Origin of the sequence: Actinomadura sp. NPDC049382 (assembly GCF_040677125.1) — a bacterium.
In the GTDB taxonomy this organism is placed as follows: domain Bacteria; phylum Actinomycetota; class Actinomycetes; order Streptosporangiales; family Streptosporangiaceae; genus Spirillospora; species Spirillospora geliboluensis.
This window is the reverse complement of the sequence record NZ_JBFARO010000023.1, coordinates 16,774-33,617: the sequence shown is the minus strand read 5'-3', so window position 1 is coordinate 33,617 and position 16,844 is coordinate 16,774. Positions and strand designations below refer to the sequence as shown.

The window sequence follows — 16,844 nt, the reverse complement described above, 5'->3', positions numbered from 1 at the left end:
GACGTCATGGAACCGATGAGCGGTAAGACCGTCCTGGTGACCGGCAGTACGGGCGGGATCGGCAAGGAGACCGCGCGGGAACTCGCCCGGCTCGGCGCCCGCGTCATCCTCGTCGGACGCGACGCCGGACGAGCCGAGGCCGCCGCCGCCGAGATCGGCGCGACCGCCTGCACCGGCGACCTCACCAGCCTCGACGGCGTCCGCCGCCTGGCCGACCAGATCGCGGACCGGCACCCCCGCCTGCACGTCCTCGTGAACAACGCCGGCGGCATGAGCCCGTCCCGCACCCTCACAGCGGACGGCGTGGAGCGGACCTTCGCCCTCAACGTCCTGGCTCCCTACGCGTTGACCTGCCGACTACTGCCGCAATTGCGCGCCGCAGAAGGCGCCCGCGTCGTCAACCTGACCGGCGGAATCCCCGGCAAGCCCCTGGACATCGCCAATCTCCAAGGCGAAAAGAAGTACCTGGGCTGGACGTTCTCGCAGTACAACCACGCCAAGACCGCCCTGATGGCCGTCAGCCGCAGGATGGCCGACTGCTTGGCCCCGGACGACATCACCGTCAACGTCGCCTACCCCGGCCACGCCTACACGCCGGGCAACAAGGCCACATCAATCAGCGCGTTCCCGTACGCCTACCGGCCCGTGGCCCCGCTCATCCATTTCTTCGGCCCTCGCCTGCTGAACGACCTGGCGAAGGCGGCACGCTCAAGCGTCCACCTGGCCGCCAGCCCCGACCTGGACGGCGTCACCGACACCTACACCAACGCCCAACTCAAACGCGTCCCCTGGCCGGCCGGAGCCCGCGACGAAGAAGCCGCCATAGCCGTCCAGCACCTCTGCGAACAACTCTCGGGCCTCACCCTCCAAAGCCCGCGCACACTGTGATCATGACCGTCCTGCAAACAGAGCGCCTGACCCTCCGCCCCCTCACAGGCGACGATTTCGACGACTACGCCGCAATGATGGCCGACCCCCAAGTGGCTGACGGCCTAGCCGACCCGATCGGCCGCACACCCGCCGACGCCTGGCGCAGCCTGGCCCTGTTCATAGGCCACCGCGAAATCCGCGGCTACTCCCATTGGGCCATGATCGAACGGGCAACGGGCCATTTCGTAGGACGCGCCGGCCCCTGGCAACCCCACGGCTTCCCGGGCCTCGGCGTCGGCTGGTGCCTGGCCCACCCGCACTGGGGCAAGGGCTACGCCACCGAAGCCGCCCGCGCCGCCATCACCTACTGCTTCACCACCCTGAAGGCCCCCGAGGTCATCTCGGTGATCCGTCCGGGAAACACCCGCTCCATCTCAGTCGCCGAACGCATCGGCCACAACCTCCTCCACGAAACCGCCTACAACAACGCCCCCGCCCTCATCTACGGCCAACAAAACCCCGCCTCCTAGCAAGCCCGCGGATTCTTGATCAAGAAATGGCTGGCCGACTTCGGCCTTTCTTCGTCCGGATTTCCACGACGCAAGATCCGCTCGGCCTGCTTGAGTGGGGCGGTTGGGACGTGGCGGACCTGAGGAGTTCACGGCATGACGACAGATGCCCCCGGCGAACTGGTTCCGGAAGCGACCGGACGCGGGCAGCGAGTCCTCGACCTCCTGGACAAGGCGATCGACATCCAGACCCCCCTGGTTCGCAAGAACATCGCCCGGGCCCGCCAGCGCAACCCGGAGGCGTCACCGGCACAGGTGATCCGCACGCTGGAGAAGATGTACGTCAGCGCCGTGACCGGGACGGGCGCCGCGGTCGGCGGAACCGCGGCCGCGCCCGGCGTCGGCACGGGAGTCGCGCTGGCGCTGTCGGCGGGCGAGACGTTCTCGACCCTCGAGCTGAGCGCCCTCTTCGCGCTCTCGGTCGCCGAAGTCCACGGAGTCCCCATCGACGAGATCGAGCGCCGCCGGACGATCGTGATGGGCATCATGCTCGGCGGGGGCGGCTCCGCCACCATCTCCAAGGTCGCCGAGCGCACTGGCCAGCACTGGGGCCGCCAGGTCGTCGCCAAGGTGCCGGTCGAGACGCTGCGCCAGATCAACAAGATCCTGGGGAAGAACTTCATCACGAAGTACGGGACCAAGCAGGGGATCATCGTCCTCGGCCGGGTGGCGCCCTTCGGCATCGGCGCCGTGATCGGCGGCGGCGCCAACGCCGCCATGGCCTCCCTGACCGTCCGAGCCGGCCGCCGCGCCTTCGGCCCGCCCCCACCGACCTGGCCCTGACCCCCGGCGCACGATCGGCCGCCCTTCGCCCCAGCCCAGGTCAAGCTGGTTCTCTACGCGGCCTTCAAACGGCATGAGTGCGATGTGATCGAAGGAGCATGGTCGTCGCCATCAAGGCCGCTGCGGTCCCGCCGAGCAGCATGACCGTCGAGAGGGCCGTGCGGTCTACGACGATGCCGCCGACCAGTGCGCCGGTTGAGAGAGTCGCCTGGAACGACGACGTGAACAGCACGGATGCGGCCTCCGGCGCGTGCGGGGCGGACTTGATGAACCACGTCTGCGAGCAGACCGGAACGGCGCCGTAGCCGATGCCCCACACGATCAGCAGCGCGACGGCGCCCGCCTCCCATCGGCCGAGAAGAGGAAAGGTCAGCGTGGCGACCGCGATGAGACCCCCGGCGACGCCGAACGCGGCGTACGGGTGACGAGCGACCGCCGCGCCACCGAGGAAATTGCCGAGGATTCCGGCGAGACCGTAGATCAGCAGGAACACCGTGAGCAGTTCTGACGGCACATGCGTGACCCGCTCAAGGGTGGGCGTCACATACGTGTAGGCGGCGAAATGCGCCAGGACGACGAGAAAGGTCGCCAGCAGCGCGAACCGGGTGCCGCCGTTCCGGATCATGCCGCGCAGGACGTCCAGCCGCGTGGCCCGTTCGGCGGGCAGCGGCGGTACCAGCACGGCGAGCGCGATGAGCACCGCCGTGGACAGCACGCCCATCACCGCGAAACTGGCCCGCCACCCGGCCAGGTCGCCGATCAGCGTCCCCAGTGGCACACCGAGCACCGACCCCAGCGGGACGGCCGAGAAGATCACCGCGGTGGCCCGGCGCGTCGAGCCGGCGGGCACCAGCCGGTCCGCCAGGCCCGCCCCGATCGACCAGAAGCCGCCGATGACGACTCCGACCAGGACGCGCGACACGAGCATCGCCCCGTAGCCCGGCGCGGCGGCCGCGAGGAAGTTCGCCGCCGCCAGCAGGACCATGCAGGCGCACAGCATCGACCGCCGGTCGATCCGCGCCGTGGCGATGGTGACCGTGGGAGCCGCGACCGCCGCCAGGTATCCCGGCATGGTCATCATCAACCCGGCCGTCCCGTCGGAGACGGTGAAGCCGGAGCCGATGGACGTCAGCAGTCCGATCGGGAGGATCTCGGTGGTGACGATCGAGAAGATCCCCATCGTCACCGAAAGCACCGCCGCCCAGCCTGCCGTCGACGAGCGGGGCGACGTGGCGGCACCTGGTAGGGACATCGATTCCGTCCTGTGGGGGAGAAACGCCAGTGAAAGCGCATCCCACCCAACAGCCGTCATCAGCGAAGCTCTCGCGAGTTTCCGCCGTCACCCTGCCCACCGCAGGTTGACGTCGCATTCCCGCGAAAAGCCCGCCCATTACCGCACGGTCCCGGCCGCCGTCCCCCTCTGAACGGGGCGGCATCGGACCAGCTGATCATCATGAGGACCGGCCGGCGCCGCGCAGGCTCGCCTTCGCCTTCACTCTCGTGGGCGATCGCTGACCCGCCTTCAAGGGACGGCCTCTCGTTGGTCGGGGCTTCAGAACGCGGGCTTCCGGAAGCCCTGGTCGCTTCGGTGTCCCGTCAGTTCCCGCAGCAGTAATCCGTTTGGTGTGGCACCAGGCCCTCTGCCAGCATGAAGCCCATGCGCCACCCTCTTGACACGTTGGACTGGCCGTTTTCCACCGACCGACTGCTGTTGCGCCGTGCTACCCCCGACGACCTGGACGCGACCTGGGTCTTCCGGCAACTGCCGGAGGTCCACGAATGGGTCGGGGCCGCCACGACAACGTACGACGACTACCGCGAGCGTTTTCTCCGCGAGGACCGGCTCGCAGACCTGCTCATCGTCGAAGCGGACGGCCGGGTGATCGGCGATCTGATGCTGATGGTCCAGGACGCTTGGGCCCAGGAGGAGGTCGCTGACCAGGCGAAAGGCGTCCAAGGAGAGCTCGGGTGGACGTTGGATCCGGCCTACGGCGGCAAGGGCTACGCCACCGAAGCGGTACGCGCCCTCATCGACATCTCCTTCGGCCGTCTTGGCCTGCGCCGCCTGCACGCGGACTGCTTCTACGACAACGAACCTTCGTGGCGGCTGATGGAGCGGGTTGGGATGCGCCGCGAACAGCACACGGTGAGAGACTCTCTCCACCGCACCAAGGGATGGCTCGACGGCCTCACATACGCGCTCCTGGCCGAGGAATGGCCCACTTCCAAGTGATGGACCGCCCGCCGGACGACGCCGGTGGCGTAGGTCAGGTTCTGGCGCGGCAACGGCGCCACCGGGTCAGTCGAGTCCCGAACAACCACCACGCTGTCTCGCCCTAAGGGCAGGGGGCGCGCACTCCACGCACGTCTCACGGCACGCCGCTCCGGGCGCGAATGGCTGATAGCGGCCACGCCGAATCCTGCCGACTCGGGGCAGAAGATTCCATTATGCTCGCCACATGCAGCTTGTGGCGGTTGGCGAAGCTACCCCGGCGGTCTTCGCGATCGGCCCTCAGTCCATCGGCGTATTCGCTGTCGGGCAGGAAGCCACCGGGATCATCGCTTTCGGACAGATCGCCAACGGGATGATCGCTGTCGGCCAGCTGGCGCGGGGCATCGTCGCCATCGGCCAGCTCGCCACCGGGGTCTTCGCGGTCGGCCAGGCGGCCTTCGGCGTCTTCGCCGCGGGGATGGCCGCCATCGGAGTGGTCTATCAGGCCGGGTTCGGTTTCGGCGCCACCAGCGCAATCTCGCCGAAGCTCGGATTCTGGGGCAAGCTCCACGTCAAGCGGATGTTCAACCAGCACGCCCTCGGTCCGATTATCGAGACCGGCGGCCTGCCCGGCTGGCGGGTCGTGCTCGCGACGGTCGGCACCCTGATCCTCGCCGCGGCCTGGTGGAAGATCAGCGGCGAGCCGCTCCGTACGACGATCCAGGATCTGTGATCAGAGGAAGATCAGCAGGCAGAGCATGACGACCAGGACCAGCCCGCCGAGGATGTTCAACCAGATCGGAATCCAGCCGAACAAGTCCTCACCGCCCGGCGACAACGCCGAACGCGTCTCGGCCCTGCCGCTCTTGTCCCGGAACGTCATCAGCCCGCCTCCGCCAGCCCGCCGGGCAGCAGTGAGAGCCCGGTTCTGCGCGCCTTCTCCACGCTGCGGCGCAGCGCTTCCTCGACCTGCTTCGCGTCGTCGGTGAGCCCGTCAATCTCCGCGATGGCCAGCTCGTCCCGGACGGTCCGCGCGAGCAGTTCACCATAGGCGTCGCTGTTGTCGGCCAAACGCTGCAGGGTCTTCCACTGCAGGAGTGCCAGATCGGCGGCCTTCACTTGCTCGGCGTACCGCTCGATCGCCTCGATCCGCTCCGTCACCGAGGCCGTGGCCAGCTTCAGCGCTTGGGCCTGCGGGCCCATGACCTGCGCGAGCTCGGCATTTCGGCCGGCCTGGCGGGCTGTCCGCTGCTCCTCCGACAAGCGGCTGATCTCCAGCAAGATCTGGGCGACCTCCCACTCCTGCTCTGGCAACATCACGAAGTTCCGCAGATCGTCCAGCAGGCCCTCTTTGGTGACCTCCGCGGCCAGCACCACCTGGATCGCCTGCTGGACCCGCCCGAGCAGAGCAGCCGTGGCGGTATCGAGGTCGCCCGGCAGCACATAGGAGCCGTGCAGCCGCCGCGCGAGGGCGCCGGCGCGGCCCTGCCCGCACCGGGCCAGCAGCACACCGAACGCGACGACGACCGCTCCCGACAGCACGAAGACGCCGCCGGGCGCGAGGACCAGCACCGCACCCGCCGCGACCTGCCCGATCGCTCCGGCGATCACCGCCCAGAACACCGGCCGCCTGAGCCAGCACTGCCAGAGCCAGAATACCGGCCGCCTGAGCCAGAACCGCCTGGGCCAGGTGGCCGTCCGCTGGCGCCAGTACAACGGGGCGACAACGAGGGGCAGAACAGCCCACAATGGGGCATTCCAAAGGCTGAAGAGGACGTCCCGGGGGGTCCGTCCGCCGAATGGTCCCACCGGCTGCACTCCGGCAGCGGGGTGCAGCAACTCCGGCCGCGTCTGCAGCAGGATGAGATCCTCCGCAGCGATAAGCGGGTCGAACGAGGGCTTGACGGTCACGGGCTCATCTTAAGCACTTACGTTCTCAGAAACGAAGAAAAGCCGCTGCCGGACGGACACTGTTACCCGTTGCGCTTGAGATGACTGAGCAGCGCTCCCCACGCCTCCAGGCTCAAGCCGAGACGCGGCCCATCCGGGGGCCGTCGAGTCGCAAACGCCGATCACGACGTGACGCCCGGACGCGGGCGCTCCTTGAGCTGCACGAGCAATGCCCTCCATCCCGTCCGGCCGAGGACGAGACGCGGGCCGTCCGGATCGGTCGAGTCACGAACACCCACCGCACTGTCTCGCCCCAAGGACAGCGGCGCGCACTCCACGCATGTCTCGGGGTAGCTGCCACTGTGACTGCTCTTCCGCCAGTGGGTCACCTGCTGGTCCTCTCAGCCGTGCCTGGTCGCAGGTCCCGGACGGCCTGTTCAATCCGTTCGCGAGTCTCAGTCGGGGGGAGAGCAACCCTGCTCAGTTCCGCTTGAATCGCTCGGTACGCCGAGACACCTTCATCCTCATCGAGGAAGATCCGTCGCAGGAAGCCGTCCACGACCACGATCGGGAAGTTCCCTGCTTCAACGTGCAGGATGGTGAAGGATCCGTCAACACCGGGGTTGCTGGTGGCGGCGAACGGGAGAATTCGGACATCGATGTTCGGCCACTCGGTGAGTTCGAGCAGGTACCGGAGCTGCGCAAGCATCACCTCTCTGCCGCCCATCCATTGGCAGACCGACGCCTCACCGATCACGGCATTGATCGCCAGCGGATCGGGTCGCGTCAGCGCCTCCTTGCGGGCCATGCGGTACGCCACGAGTTGGTCGATGTTGCCAGAGCTGGCGCTGGGAACGGACGTCATGACGGCGCGCGCGTACTCCGGAGTCTGGAGGAGCCCGGGGATGAGGTCAGCGTGGTAGGTGAACAGTTCTGACGAGTCCTGTTCGAGCATCACGTACTCGCCGTAGTTCGGGCCCTTGCCCGGGAGCTTGTGCCGCCGGATCCAGTCGCGGGAGGGGCCGCCGGTGGCGAGGCCGATCAGCGCGGTTCTGAGGTTGTCGTCCTCCTGGATGCCGTACATCATCAGGATGTAGTTGATCTCGTGGACGCGTGCCACGATCTGGGCGTTCTCCATCCGGCTGAGGGCGGACTTGGAGATCTTGAGGTAGGCCGCGGCACCGTCGAGGGTGAGGCCGCGGTCTTCGCGGATCTTGCGCAGTTGGACGCCGAGTCGCCTGCGGCGAACGGTCGGGGGTCGTGTCGCCATGACACCGATTGTCACGGACTCGACACAGACTGTCACGCGATTTCCAACAAGCGGGAAATCCCGCTTTACGCCTCTCCCACCGGACCGTCCTCCCTCTCTCAAGAAGACGGTTGTGGGCTCTCACCTGGGCATTCATGCTTGCGGGCGTCGATTACCGGAGGGAGTGAGGCAATGACGCCTTGTGAGGCGGAGTCCGGGGACCTGCGGTTGCTCGGGACGATCACGATGCCCGGCGAGCCGAGGTCCGCGCGGGTCGCGCGGGCCTTCGTGAGCGGGGTCGCGACCCATGTGGACGGCGAGGCGCTGGCCGACGTCGTCCTCTGCGTGGACGAGCTGGTCGCCAACGCGTGCGAGCACACCGCGTCCGGCACGGGCGGGCAGGTCACCGTCGTGGTGAGCGCCCGCGAGGACGTGCTGCGCGTGACCGTCCTCGACCAGGGCGGCGCCCAGAAGCAGCCGCAGGTCCGCACCGACCCGTACGCGGAGGACGGCCGTGGGCTGTTCCTCGTCGATGCGCTCTCCAAGAGTTGGGGGTCGCATCCGTCGTTGAACGGCACGGCCGTGTGGGCGGAGTTCCGCGCGGTGCCGGCCGAGGACGTCAGCGATGGGTGATGTGGGCGAGGACGTTCTCCCGTCCCCAGGCCCCAAGCGGGGCCAGGGCCTCGTTGAGCGAGACGCCGCGCGGTGTCAGCGAGTACTCGACGCGGGGCGGCACCTCGTCGAACACCTCGCGATGGACGATCCCGTCCTGCTCCATCTCGCGCAGCTGAGCGGCGAGCACCTTCTCGGTCACGCCGGGCAGCTCCCTGCGCAGCTCGCCGAAGCGATAGGGCCGCTCGTTCAGCGCCCAGAGGATCAGCCCCTTCCACTTGCCGCTGATCACGTCCATCGCCGCGTCGATCCCGCAGATGTAAGACCCCGGCCGCTGTGCCGTCCGCATCGTTCCGTCCCCTGACCTCGTCGCTGAAGTCAGGGTAACCACGCACTTCGAAGTGCGTACTTGATCAACTGCGCGGACGGGGCCGAGCCTGGACGGCATGGGACATGACTCTAAGCAGATCAGCGTGCTCGGCCTCGGCGCGATGGGCGCCGCGATCGCTCGCGCGTGGCTGGCCGCCGGATACGAGACGACCGTGTGGAACCGGACGGCGAGCCGCGCCGAGCCGCTCGTCGCCGAGGGCGCGAAGGCGGCGGCGACGGCCGCCGAAGCCGTCGCCGCGAGCGGCCTCGTGATCGTCTGCCTGCTGGACGACGCGTCGGTCGGCGAAGCCCTCGCGGACGCCGACCTCACGGGCAAGGACCTGGTCAACATCACCACCGGGACGCCCGGTGACGCCCGCCAGCGCGCGGGATGGGCGGCCGAACGCGGGGCCCGGTACCTGGACGGCGGCATCATGGCCGTGCCGCCGATGATCGGCGTCCCCGAGTCGGGCGCCTACGTCTTCTACAGCGGGTCGCCTGAGTTGTTCGCCGAGCACCGCGACGCGCTGGGCGTCCCGGCGGCCGCCAAGTACGTCGGGGAGGACGCCGGTTCGGCCGCACTGCACGACGTGGCGCTGCTGAGCGCGATGACCAGCATGTTCGCCGGGATGGCCCATGCGTTCGCGCTCACGCGCGGGGCCACGTCGCCGAAGGAGTTCGCCCCTCTGCTCATCGAGTGGCTCACCGCCATGGCCGGCGGGGCGGACGGCATGGCGGAGCACCTGGAAAGCGGCGACTACACCTTGGGCGTGACGTCCAACCTCGCCATGATGGTGCAGGGCAACAGGACGCTGCTGCGGACGGCCGAGGAGCAAGGGGTCAGCCCCGAACTCCTCACCCCGTTCATGGCCCTGATGGAACGCCGCCTCGCCGACGGCCACCCCGACGAGGACACCACCGGCGTGGTCGACCTGCTGCTCCGCGAAGCCTAAGGGGCGTCTCGGGAAAGGGGACGATGATGATCGTGAGACCGGCCGAACCCGCCGACCTGCCGACGCTCGCGCCGCTGTGGCGGGCGGCCTGGCACGACGGCCACGACGGTCACGTCCCCGAGGCGCTGATGGACGCGCGCGGCCCCGACCACTTCGCCGACCGCGCCGAGACGTACCTGGCCTCCACCCTCGTCGCCGCCGGGGACGACGGCCGGATCCTCGGCCTGGTCATCCTCGGGGACGACGACGGCGAGGTGATCCAGTTGGCCGTCGACCAGTCCGCCCGCGGGCAGGGCGTCGGCGGCGCGCTGCTGCGGAGCGCGGAGGACCGGTTCCGGGGACGGCACCGCGAAGCATGGCTCGCGGTCGTCCCCGGCAACACGCGGGCCCGGCGCATGTACGAGTACCACGGATGGCGCGACACCGGCCCGATCACCTACCAGGCCCCCACCGCTACCGGCACGGTCGACGTCCCCGTCCACCGCTACGTCAAGGACCTGACGCGCCCCGAGAAGGTCTAGGGCGATCTTCTCCAGCGGGCCGCCGGAGTCGTCAGGCGGGCACCCCATTTGGAGCCGGTTGGTAGGGGCCGAAATCTTCCCAGTCGGACCAGTCGCCGTCCCTTGCGACCTGCCATACATGCCACAGGTGATTGTCGGTACCGCGCACGAACACCTCGATCCGACCATCAGCCGAACTATGCGCAACCGGGTCGCCCACAACCGTCAGCAGATCGCCATTCGGAAGCGGACGGTGCCGACTGAGATCCTCCCAACTCGACCAGTCGCCGTCCCTTGCGACCTGCCATACATGCCACAGGTGGTTGTCGGTGCCGCGCACAAAGACCTCGATCCGGCCATCAGCCGAACTATGCGCAACCGGATCACCCGCCACCGTCAGCAACGCCCCATTCGGGAGGGGCCGATGCCGACCAAGATCCTGCCAATTAGACCAGTCACCATTCCGAGCGACCTGCCACACATGCCACACGTGATCGTCCGCACCACGCACAAATACTTCGATCCGGCCATCAGCCGAACTATGCGCAACCGGGTCGCCCACAACCGTCAGCAAGTCACCATTCGGGAGCGGACGGTGCCGACTGAGATCCTCCCAACTCGACCAGTGGCCCTCGCGAGCAACCTGCCATACATGCCACAGATGGCCGTCCGCACCACGCACGAACACCTCGATCCGGCCATCAGCCGAACTATGCGCAGCCGGATCACCCACTACCGTCAGCACATCACCATTCGGAAGCGGCCGATGCTGACCAAGATCCTGCCAATTGGACCAGTCACCATCCCGAGCAATCTGCCACACATGCCACAGGTGACTGTCGGTACCGCGCACGAACACCTCGATCCGGCCATCAGCCGAATTGTGCGCGGTCGGGTCACCAGCGAGTTCCAGCGGGCCGTCACTCGCAAGCGCGCGATACCCGCTCATATCATCCCAGTTGGACCAATTGCCATCCCGAGCAACCTGCCACGCATGCCACAGATGGCCGTCCACACCACGCACAAATACCTCGATCCGGCCATCAGCCGAATTATGCGCGGCCGGATCACCTGCGACCTCTAGCGGGCCATCACTCGCAAGCAAGCGATACCCGCTCATATCATCCCAATTAGACCAGCCGCCATCCCGCACGACCTGCCACACATGCCACACGTGATCGTCCGCACCACGCAGGAACACCTCAATCCGACCATCAGCCGAACTGTGCGCAGCGGGGTCACCCGCCTCCGCCAGGAAGCCGCTCGGCATGACCCGGGTCGCTTTGGAGGTGTCCGCGAAACGGTCCAGGATCTCGGTGAGACCCGGCCGTAGCGCAGGGTCTTTGGCCAGGCAGTCGCCGACCAGACCCGCGAGGTGAGAAGGGAGCCGGGTCAGGTCGGGGGCTTCATGGACGATCCGGTAGACGATCGTTCCGGCCGGCCCTGTGCCGAAGGGGCCGCGTTCGGTCGCGGCGAAGGTGAGGACCGCTCCCAGTGCGAACACGTCGCTGGGCGGCCCGACCTCCAACCCACGCGCCTGTTCGGGTGACATGTACCCGGGAGTCCCGAGCGCGACGGTCGAGGTGTGGGCGTCGTCCAGCGCACGGGCGATGCCGAAGTCGATGACGCGGGGGCCGTCCGCCGCGAGGATGATGTTGCCGGGCTTGAGGTCGCGGTGCACAAGACCGGCGTCGTGAATCGCGGCCAGTCCCTCGGCAAGTCCCGCTCCCAGGGCGCTGAGCGCATCGTCGGGCAAAGGCCCGTGGACACGGACGGCCTGTTCGAGCGACAGGCCGGGGATGAACGCCGTGGCCAACCACGGGGGGTGCGCCACGGTATCGGCGTCGACCACCTGGGCGGTGTAGAAGCCGCCGACTCGCCGGGCCGCCTCCACCTCGTTGGTGAACCGGCGCCGGAACCCGGCGTCGTCGGCCAACTCCGGGCGCACCACCTTGACGGCGACCGGCCTCCCACCTTGGGACCGGCCCAGGAACACCAGCCCCATCCCGCCGCCGCCCAGCCTCCCCTCCAGCCGGTATGGGCCCACCCTGCCCGGATCGCCCGGCTGCAACGGCTTCATCCAGAGACACCTTCCAAGAATGCCCATCCCCGAAGGACGAGTTGAGATCATCCCAAACAACTCGTCTTCGGGGGAAGGCGAGGCCCAGATCAGCGGACGGGTGTGGACGGCCGATCTCGATACGGGCCAGTCGCCGCGCCGCGCCGTACCTTGAGCCAAAGAAAGACGCGCTCAGCTCGTGCTTTGACTTTGGCGGGTGTTCGGGCTGGTCAGCATGTGGAATGGAAGAGGCCGCCGACGGGCTTGCTCTGGGCGAGCTTGTTGTAGAGCTCGACGGCTGCGGTGGTCTCCTCGACGTGGACCTCGACCCCGTGGTCTTTCAGCATCTCCATGGTCTCGGGCATGGTCTGCAGGCGCAGTTCCATGCCGCGGCTGAGCACGATCACTGTGCAGCCGTGTTCGAGAAGCTCCTGGACGTCGGCCGGCTGGATGCCCGGCTCGTGACGAGTGCCGTGCTCGGACCAGTCCCAAGCGCGGCCGCCGCCTGGATACAGCTTGAAGTCCTTGCCGGAGGCAAGGCCCTCGACCTCCATCCGGCCCCATGACACGTGCGTGATCTGGGGTGACCTCGCCATCAGGACCCCCTTTCGGACCAACCTCGGCGGAGGTTATAGAGCAAGCTTAGGTGGCGGGTGGGATGTTGTGATTCAGGCTGAAGATGTTGGACGGGTCATAAGTCGCCTTTAGCGCGGCCAATCGCCGGTACGTCTCCGGGGCGTAGGCCCGGCGTACCTGATCCGGGGTCGCATTCTGCCCGAAGAGGAAGTTCAGGAGTGTGCCGGACGCCTTTTCCGCGAGCGCGTCCCCGACCCGCGTGTGCAGTGGCTCGACATCGGCGCCTGGCTCCAACTTCGACAGGACGCCGACCAGGTAGCCGGCGCCGCGATTGCCGACCGCGTTCGGGACGGACGGCTGCCGCGCCATCGCCCCGCCCAACTGCCGGATCTCCAAGATCGCGCGCTCGGGCGCACCCGGCCCCACCAGGGCGAGCAGGTCGCGGACGGTCCCCGCGTCCAGTTCATCCAGGGCGACATTCGTCGCGTGGTACGCCATCGGGATGGGCGGTTCGTTGTGGATCGTCCCCGACTCGGTGTACGGCATGTCGTCCACAGTGTCGATCAGGCGAGGGGCGACGGCGCGCAGGGGCTCGATGAGCCGCTCCCCATCGTCGCCCAAGTAGGTGATGCGGACATGCGCGACGTGCCGCCCGCGCAGTGGTTCCGGGAAGACCGGGATGTCGGGGACGGGCATCAGCGCGATCGATGACGTCATCTCGTCCGGCACGGTCGCCGTCCATGCGCGCCAGGTCTCCAGGACGTCCGGTATGTGCTCGCCGTCGAAGTACAGCCCGCCTCCGTACAGGCGCGTGACCGGGAGCAGCCCGATCTCCAGGCCCGTCACGACGCCGAAGTTCGCCCGGCCGCCGAGCAGCGCCCAGAACAGGTCGTCGCCGGGCGTGACGTGCCGCGCCCGGCCGTCCGCCGTCACGACGTCGATCGACCGGACATGGTCGGCCGCGAACCCGTACTTCCGCGACATCAGGCCGATGCCGCCGCCGAGCGTGTACGACACGGCGCCGACGCCCGGCGACGACCCGGACAGCGGCGCCAGCCCGTGCTTCGCCGCCTCCTCGACGACCTGCGCCCACCGCACACCGGCCTCGATCCACACCGTGCGGGCCTCGGCGTCGACGCGCAGCCCGGTCATCCGCCGCGTGCTGATCAGCAGGCCCCCGTCGGCGCCGAGCGGCAGCCCGTGGCCGGTGTTCTGGACGGCCACGGGCAGCCCCTGCTCGGCCGCGTACCGGACGGCGGCGCGCACGTCGTCCGCGTCCGCCGCCGCGACGATCACCGCGGGACGGTGCGGGCCGGCCGTCTGGAAGCCGACCCGCTCGCCGTCGTATCCGTCGTCACCCGGCGCGAAGACCTGCCCCTTGATCATGTCGAGCATGGCGACCCCCTCTGAAGACGTTCTCGCTGCTCATCTCCCATCCTGGGGAGCCGCCTGCCAGAAGTCCAAGAGATAGATCTGATCAGAGCCAGCAGGTTCGCTTATGACTCAGAATTCCTTGAGGAAGCCGGAGTCGACCGCGTAGTCGGCGCCGGTCGTGCTGGCCGAGCGCGGCGACGCCAGGTGGACGATCACGTCCGCGACCTCCTGCGGGTCGGCGAGGCGGCCGGTCGTGAGGCCCATCATCTCGGCGGCCCCGCCGTTCAGCACCGCGTCGCGGTCGGAGCCGGTCGCCCCGGCGATGACGTCGGCGGCGCCGCCCTCGTCCGTCCACCACGGGGTGAGGACCGGGCCCGGCGACACCGCGTTCACCCGGACGCCCTGCGGCGCGTACTCCTCGGACAGCCCCAGCGTCAGGTTGGTCAGCGCCGCCTTGGCCGCGTTGTAGTCGTAGTTCATCGGCCCGGGGCGGCGACCGTTCCCCGACGAGACGTTCACGATCGACGCCGCGTCGCTGCGCAGCAGGTGCGGGAGCGCCGCGCGCACCGCCCGGACCACCGCGAACAGGTTGAACTCGAACATGTCGCGCCAGTCGTCGTCCGACGGGGTCAGGAAGCCGAAGCGCGGCAGCGTCGCCCCGGGCGGCGGGCCGCCCGCGTTGTTGACCAGCACGTCGAGCCGGCCGAACTCCTGCACCGCCTGCTCCACGGCCGCGGCCGGGGCGGCCGGGTCCATGAGGTCGGCGGGGACGTGCAGGAGGTTCGGCCCGGCGAGCGCGTCCAGCTCCGGCCCCGACTTGCGCGACACCGCCGCCACGCGGGCGCCCTCGTCCAGCAGCGTCCGCACGACCGCCAGTCCGATGCCCTTCGACGCTCCGGTGACGACGGCGACGCGTCCGGCAAGCCGCAGATCCATGGGTTTCCCTTCAGAGAGCGAGCACGCCCGATCGGACGTGAACCCTCTGAACCCCGCCCCGCCCGACCCGGTTGCAGCCCGGCTGGAAAAGCCTTCAGCGGAGGGCGGCGTAGACGCCGGCGGCTACGGCGCCGTAGGCGAGGTGGGGGACGGCGTCCATCAGCCAGTCGGTCGGCGACCATTCGCGGGGGTCGGTGAGGCCGAGGGCGGTCATCGGCGCGCTCGACCCGATCATCGCGAGCACCGTCAGGGCCGCGGTCGCGACCGGCATCGGGACGCTGCGGCGTCCCGCGATCGCGCCGTACGCGGCCCCCGCGCCGAGGCCGGTGCCGAAGCCCAGCATCGGGCCGAGCCCGGCCTTCCGGTTCTCCGCCTTCTCGCCGTCGCCGAGGTCCACTCCGGCGGCGTCCGCCAGCTTCTCCACGCTCTGTTCAGGGGTGCTGCTGGCCGGACGCCCCCGAACCGCCATGTCCAGATACGTCACCGCGTTGAGGGCGGTGGTTCCGGCGGCACCGGCGATCAGTCCGCGCGTCATCTTGTCCATGCCCTGCCCGCTACCCGAACGAGCGGCGATCCCACCCGGGCGCGCCAAGGCATGGACGTCCGGGCAGCGGGTAGCCCGTGCGTGCGCAGGTAGAGCCCGTGCCCGCGCGGGCCGAGGACGCACCGACGACGGGAGGCGCCGATGAGGGAGTCGATCCGCCTCGGCCGCATCGCCGGCGTCCGGGTCGGCGTCAACTACAGCGTGCTGCTGATCGTGGTGATCCTGGTCTTCGGGCTGGCGTTCGGCCGGTTCCCGCAGGTGCACCCGGGCCTCGCCACGTGGGCCTACGTCGTGGCGGGCCTGGTCAGCGCGATCCTGCTGCTGGTGTCGCTGCTCGTCCACGAGCTGGCGCACGCGGTCGTCGCGCGCCGCAACGGGATCGAGGTCTCCGGCATCACGCTGTGGCTGCTCGGCGGCGTCGCCGAGCTGCGCGGCGAACCGCGCTCGGCGGGCGCGGACCTGCGGATCGCCGTCGTCGGCCCGCTCGCCAGCCTCGCCGTGGGCGGGGTCTTCGCGGCGGCGGCCGCGGTGGCGGCCGCCGCGACCGGCGCCGGCCTCGGTGTGGAGACGCTCACCTACCTGGCCGGGATCAACGTGATCCTCGCCGTGTTCAACCTGGTCCCGGCGGCGCCGCTGGACGGCGGCCGGGTGCTGCGGGCGTACCTGTGGTGGCGCCGCGGCGACCGGACCGCCGCCGCCGTCACCGCCGCCCGCGCCGGGCGGTTCTTCGGCTACCTCCTGATCGCGATCGGCTTCCTGCAGTTCGTGCTCGGGCTCGGTTTCGGCGGGCTGTGGCTGGCCCTCATCGGGCTCTTCGTCGTCGGCGCCGCCAGCTCCGAGGAGCAGCAGGCGCGGGTCAACGCGGCCCTGCACGGCATCCGCGTCGGCGAGGTCATGACCCGCGACCCCGTCGTGGCGGATGCCGAGCAGCCGGTGCAGGCCCTGATCGACGGGATCGTCCTGACCCACCGCTTCTCGACGTACCCGCTGGTGGAGGACGGGCGGCTGGCGGGCCTGGTGACGCTGAACCGCGTCCGCGCGACCCCGCCCGAGGAGCGGAGCACCCTCCGCCTCGCCGACATCGCCTGCCCGCCCGACCAGGTCCCGACCGCGCACCCGGACGACCCGCTGACCGACCTGCTGCCCCGCATGGCGGGCTGCACCGACGGCCGCGCCGTCGTGCTGGGCGGCGGCGACCAGGTGGTGGGCCTGGTCAGCCCGAGCGACATCAGCCGGGCGATGCAGACCAGCGACTTCCGCGGCAGCCACCCCTACCCGCCGCCGCGCGGCGCGGACATGACGCTCAGGCACGGGCGGCGCGGCCCCTGGTCGTCCTGAACACGGGCGC

The 16,844-nt window shown here is 69.3% G+C and carries 21 protein-coding genes; 10 read left to right on the top strand and 11 right to left on the bottom strand.

Annotated elements, in window-relative coordinates; genetic code table 11:
- Positions 1–6 precede the first annotated feature (6 nt).
- The 3 genes from AB0K34_RS16885 to AB0K34_RS16875 all read left to right on the top strand — a co-directional run bounded on the left by AB0K34_RS16885 (position 7) and on the right by AB0K34_RS16875 (position 2,222).
- On the top strand, positions 7–888 hold the full coding sequence (locus tag AB0K34_RS16885) for an SDR family NAD(P)-dependent oxidoreductase (protein ID WP_364549480.1): 882 nt from the start codon (positions 7–9) through the stop codon (positions 886–888).
- 2 nt (positions 889–890) lie between these two features.
- The gene (locus tag AB0K34_RS16880; protein ID WP_364549477.1) at positions 891–1,400 is read left to right on the top strand and encodes a GNAT family N-acetyltransferase; all 510 of its coding nucleotides are present in this window, start codon (positions 891–893) and stop codon (positions 1,398–1,400) included.
- Between the two features lie 135 nt (positions 1,401–1,535).
- The gene (locus AB0K34_RS16875) at positions 1,536–2,222 is read left to right on the top strand and encodes a hypothetical protein (RefSeq protein WP_301174035.1); all 687 of its coding nucleotides are present in this window, start codon (positions 1,536–1,538) and stop codon (positions 2,220–2,222) included.
- Between the two features lie 64 nt (positions 2,223–2,286).
- Here AB0K34_RS16875 and AB0K34_RS16870 read toward each other — a convergent pair whose 3' ends face one another.
- Positions 2,287–3,402 carry an MFS transporter gene (locus AB0K34_RS16870; RefSeq protein ID WP_301174073.1) on the bottom strand — a complete coding sequence of 372 codons (1,116 nt, stop codon included), beginning with the start codon at positions 3,400–3,402 and terminating at the stop codon, positions 2,287–2,289.
- On the opposite strand from AB0K34_RS16870, the gene AB0K34_RS16865 reads away from it, so the two are divergent.
- The 3 genes from AB0K34_RS16865 to AB0K34_RS16855 all read left to right on the top strand — a co-directional run bounded on the left by AB0K34_RS16865 (position 3,380) and on the right by AB0K34_RS16855 (position 5,167).
- Entirely contained in the window at positions 3,380–3,646 is a 267-nt protein-coding gene (locus AB0K34_RS16865; RefSeq protein WP_364549474.1) for a hypothetical protein, read from the top strand. The genes AB0K34_RS16870 and AB0K34_RS16865 overlap by 23 nt on opposite strands.
- A gap of 233 nt (positions 3,647–3,879) precedes the next feature.
- Complete coding sequence (locus AB0K34_RS16860; protein ID WP_138640917.1) at positions 3,880–4,455, top strand: GNAT family N-acetyltransferase; 576 nt, start codon at positions 3,880–3,882, stop codon at positions 4,453–4,455.
- Positions 4,456–4,681: 226 nt separating this feature from the next.
- Positions 4,682–5,167, top strand: a complete 486-nt coding sequence (locus tag AB0K34_RS16855) for a hypothetical protein (protein ID WP_138640916.1) — start codon at positions 4,682–4,684, stop codon at positions 5,165–5,167.
- Here AB0K34_RS16855 and AB0K34_RS16850 read toward each other — a convergent pair whose 3' ends face one another.
- The 4 genes from AB0K34_RS16850 to AB0K34_RS16835 form a co-directional block, all read right to left on the bottom strand.
- A complete protein-coding gene (locus AB0K34_RS16850; protein ID WP_171069389.1) occupies positions 5,168–5,317 on the bottom strand; it encodes a hypothetical protein in 150 nt (49 codons plus the stop codon).
- Positions 5,317–6,345, bottom strand: coding sequence for a hypothetical protein (locus AB0K34_RS16845; RefSeq protein ID WP_301174033.1), 1,029 nt, complete (start codon positions 6,343–6,345; stop codon positions 5,317–5,319). Before AB0K34_RS16845 ends, AB0K34_RS16850 begins: the two co-directional genes overlap by 1 nt.
- A 161-nt stretch (positions 6,346–6,506) precedes the next feature.
- The gene (locus tag AB0K34_RS16840) at positions 6,507–6,713 is read right to left on the bottom strand and encodes a DUF397 domain-containing protein (RefSeq protein ID WP_138640914.1); all 207 of its coding nucleotides are present in this window, start codon (positions 6,711–6,713) and stop codon (positions 6,507–6,509) included.
- The gene (locus tag AB0K34_RS16835; RefSeq protein WP_364549469.1) at positions 6,710–7,594 is read right to left on the bottom strand and encodes a Scr1 family TA system antitoxin-like transcriptional regulator; all 885 of its coding nucleotides are present in this window, start codon (positions 7,592–7,594) and stop codon (positions 6,710–6,712) included. Before AB0K34_RS16835 ends, AB0K34_RS16840 begins: the two co-directional genes overlap by 4 nt.
- Before the next feature lie 171 nt (positions 7,595–7,765).
- Between AB0K34_RS16835 and AB0K34_RS16830 the strand changes: the two genes are divergently transcribed.
- The gene (locus tag AB0K34_RS16830) at positions 7,766–8,206 is read left to right on the top strand and encodes an ATP-binding protein (protein WP_364549467.1); all 441 of its coding nucleotides are present in this window, start codon (positions 7,766–7,768) and stop codon (positions 8,204–8,206) included.
- On the opposite strand, the gene AB0K34_RS16825 is transcribed toward AB0K34_RS16830, so the two are convergent.
- Positions 8,193–8,534 carry a helix-turn-helix domain-containing protein gene (locus AB0K34_RS16825; RefSeq protein WP_364549465.1) on the bottom strand — a complete coding sequence of 114 codons (342 nt, stop codon included), beginning with the start codon at positions 8,532–8,534 and terminating at the stop codon, positions 8,193–8,195. The genes AB0K34_RS16830 and AB0K34_RS16825 overlap by 14 nt on opposite strands.
- Positions 8,535–8,631: 97 nt before the next feature.
- Between AB0K34_RS16825 and AB0K34_RS16820 the strand changes: the two genes are divergently transcribed.
- Entirely contained in the window at positions 8,632–9,507 is an 876-nt protein-coding gene (locus AB0K34_RS16820; RefSeq protein WP_364549462.1) for an NAD(P)-binding domain-containing protein, read from the top strand.
- A gap of 26 nt (positions 9,508–9,533) precedes the next feature.
- On the top strand, positions 9,534–10,028 hold the full coding sequence (locus AB0K34_RS16815; protein WP_364549617.1) for a GNAT family N-acetyltransferase: 495 nt from the start codon (positions 9,534–9,536) through the stop codon (positions 10,026–10,028).
- Between the two features lie 31 nt (positions 10,029–10,059).
- On the opposite strand, the gene AB0K34_RS16810 is transcribed toward AB0K34_RS16815, so the two are convergent.
- From AB0K34_RS16810 to AB0K34_RS16790, 5 genes are all read right to left on the bottom strand, one after another.
- Positions 10,060–12,087, bottom strand: coding sequence for a protein kinase (locus tag AB0K34_RS16810; RefSeq protein WP_364549459.1), 2,028 nt, complete (start codon positions 12,085–12,087; stop codon positions 10,060–10,062).
- A gap of 209 nt (positions 12,088–12,296) precedes the next feature.
- Positions 12,297–12,662: an Mth938-like domain-containing protein gene (locus tag AB0K34_RS16805; protein ID WP_364549456.1), complete on the bottom strand. Its 366-nt coding sequence runs from the start codon at positions 12,660–12,662 to the stop codon at positions 12,297–12,299.
- 46 nt (positions 12,663–12,708) lie between these two features.
- Positions 12,709–14,037, bottom strand: a complete 1,329-nt coding sequence (locus AB0K34_RS16800; protein ID WP_364549454.1) for an FAD-binding oxidoreductase — start codon at positions 14,035–14,037, stop codon at positions 12,709–12,711.
- 108 nt (positions 14,038–14,145) lie between these two features.
- Positions 14,146–14,952, bottom strand: a complete 807-nt coding sequence (locus tag AB0K34_RS16795) for an SDR family oxidoreductase (protein WP_138642213.1) — start codon at positions 14,950–14,952, stop codon at positions 14,146–14,148.
- 94 nt (positions 14,953–15,046) lie between these two features.
- Positions 15,047–15,496 carry a hypothetical protein gene (locus tag AB0K34_RS16790; RefSeq protein ID WP_138639363.1) on the bottom strand — a complete coding sequence of 150 codons (450 nt, stop codon included), beginning with the start codon at positions 15,494–15,496 and terminating at the stop codon, positions 15,047–15,049.
- Positions 15,497–15,637: 141 nt separating this feature from the next.
- Here AB0K34_RS16790 and AB0K34_RS16785 point away from each other — a divergent pair, with 141 nt between their 5' ends.
- Positions 15,638–16,834, top strand: a complete 1,197-nt coding sequence (locus AB0K34_RS16785) for a site-2 protease family protein (protein ID WP_364549450.1) — start codon at positions 15,638–15,640, stop codon at positions 16,832–16,834.
- Positions 16,835–16,844: the final 10 nt, after the last annotated feature.

What these genes read in the sequence shown, in the direction of transcription:
- AB0K34_RS16805 (WP_364549456.1), bottom strand. Translation starts at nt 12,662, where the DNA reads ATGGCGAGGTCACCCCAGATCACGCACGTGTCATGGGGCCGGATGGAG.
- AB0K34_RS16815 (WP_364549617.1), top strand. Translation starts at nt 9,534, where the DNA reads ATGATCGTGAGACCGGCCGAACCCGCCGACCTGCCGACGCTCGCGCCG.
- AB0K34_RS16795 (WP_138642213.1), bottom strand. Translation starts at nt 14,952, where the DNA reads ATGGATCTGCGGCTTGCCGGACGCGTCGCCGTCGTCACCGGAGCGTCG.
- AB0K34_RS16785 (WP_364549450.1), top strand. Translation starts at nt 15,638, where the DNA reads ATGAGGGAGTCGATCCGCCTCGGCCGCATCGCCGGCGTCCGGGTCGGC.
- AB0K34_RS16875 (WP_301174035.1), top strand. Translation starts at nt 1,536, where the DNA reads ATGACGACAGATGCCCCCGGCGAACTGGTTCCGGAAGCGACCGGACGC.
- AB0K34_RS16885 (WP_364549480.1), top strand. Translation starts at nt 7, where the DNA reads ATGGAACCGATGAGCGGTAAGACCGTCCTGGTGACCGGCAGTACGGGC.
- AB0K34_RS16830 (WP_364549467.1), top strand. Translation starts at nt 7,766, where the DNA reads ATGACGCCTTGTGAGGCGGAGTCCGGGGACCTGCGGTTGCTCGGGACG.
- AB0K34_RS16870 (WP_301174073.1), bottom strand. Translation starts at nt 3,402, where the DNA reads ATGGGGATCTTCTCGATCGTCACCACCGAGATCCTCCCGATCGGACTG.
- AB0K34_RS16810 (WP_364549459.1), bottom strand. Translation starts at nt 12,087, where the DNA reads ATGAAGCCGTTGCAGCCGGGCGATCCGGGCAGGGTGGGCCCATACCGG.
- AB0K34_RS16880 (WP_364549477.1), top strand. Translation starts at nt 891, where the DNA reads ATGACCGTCCTGCAAACAGAGCGCCTGACCCTCCGCCCCCTCACAGGC.
- AB0K34_RS16820 (WP_364549462.1), top strand. Translation starts at nt 8,632, where the DNA reads ATGGGACATGACTCTAAGCAGATCAGCGTGCTCGGCCTCGGCGCGATG.
- AB0K34_RS16825 (WP_364549465.1), bottom strand. Translation starts at nt 8,534, where the DNA reads ATGCGGACGGCACAGCGGCCGGGGTCTTACATCTGCGGGATCGACGCG.
- AB0K34_RS16850 (WP_171069389.1), bottom strand. Translation starts at nt 5,317, where the DNA reads ATGACGTTCCGGGACAAGAGCGGCAGGGCCGAGACGCGTTCGGCGTTG.
- AB0K34_RS16855 (WP_138640916.1), top strand. Translation starts at nt 4,682, where the DNA reads ATGCAGCTTGTGGCGGTTGGCGAAGCTACCCCGGCGGTCTTCGCGATC.
- AB0K34_RS16800 (WP_364549454.1), bottom strand. Translation starts at nt 14,037, where the DNA reads ATGCTCGACATGATCAAGGGGCAGGTCTTCGCGCCGGGTGACGACGGA.
- AB0K34_RS16835 (WP_364549469.1), bottom strand. Translation starts at nt 7,594, where the DNA reads ATGGCGACACGACCCCCGACCGTTCGCCGCAGGCGACTCGGCGTCCAA.
- AB0K34_RS16860 (WP_138640917.1), top strand. Translation starts at nt 3,880, where the DNA reads ATGCGCCACCCTCTTGACACGTTGGACTGGCCGTTTTCCACCGACCGA.
- AB0K34_RS16790 (WP_138639363.1), bottom strand. Translation starts at nt 15,496, where the DNA reads ATGGACAAGATGACGCGCGGACTGATCGCCGGTGCCGCCGGAACCACC.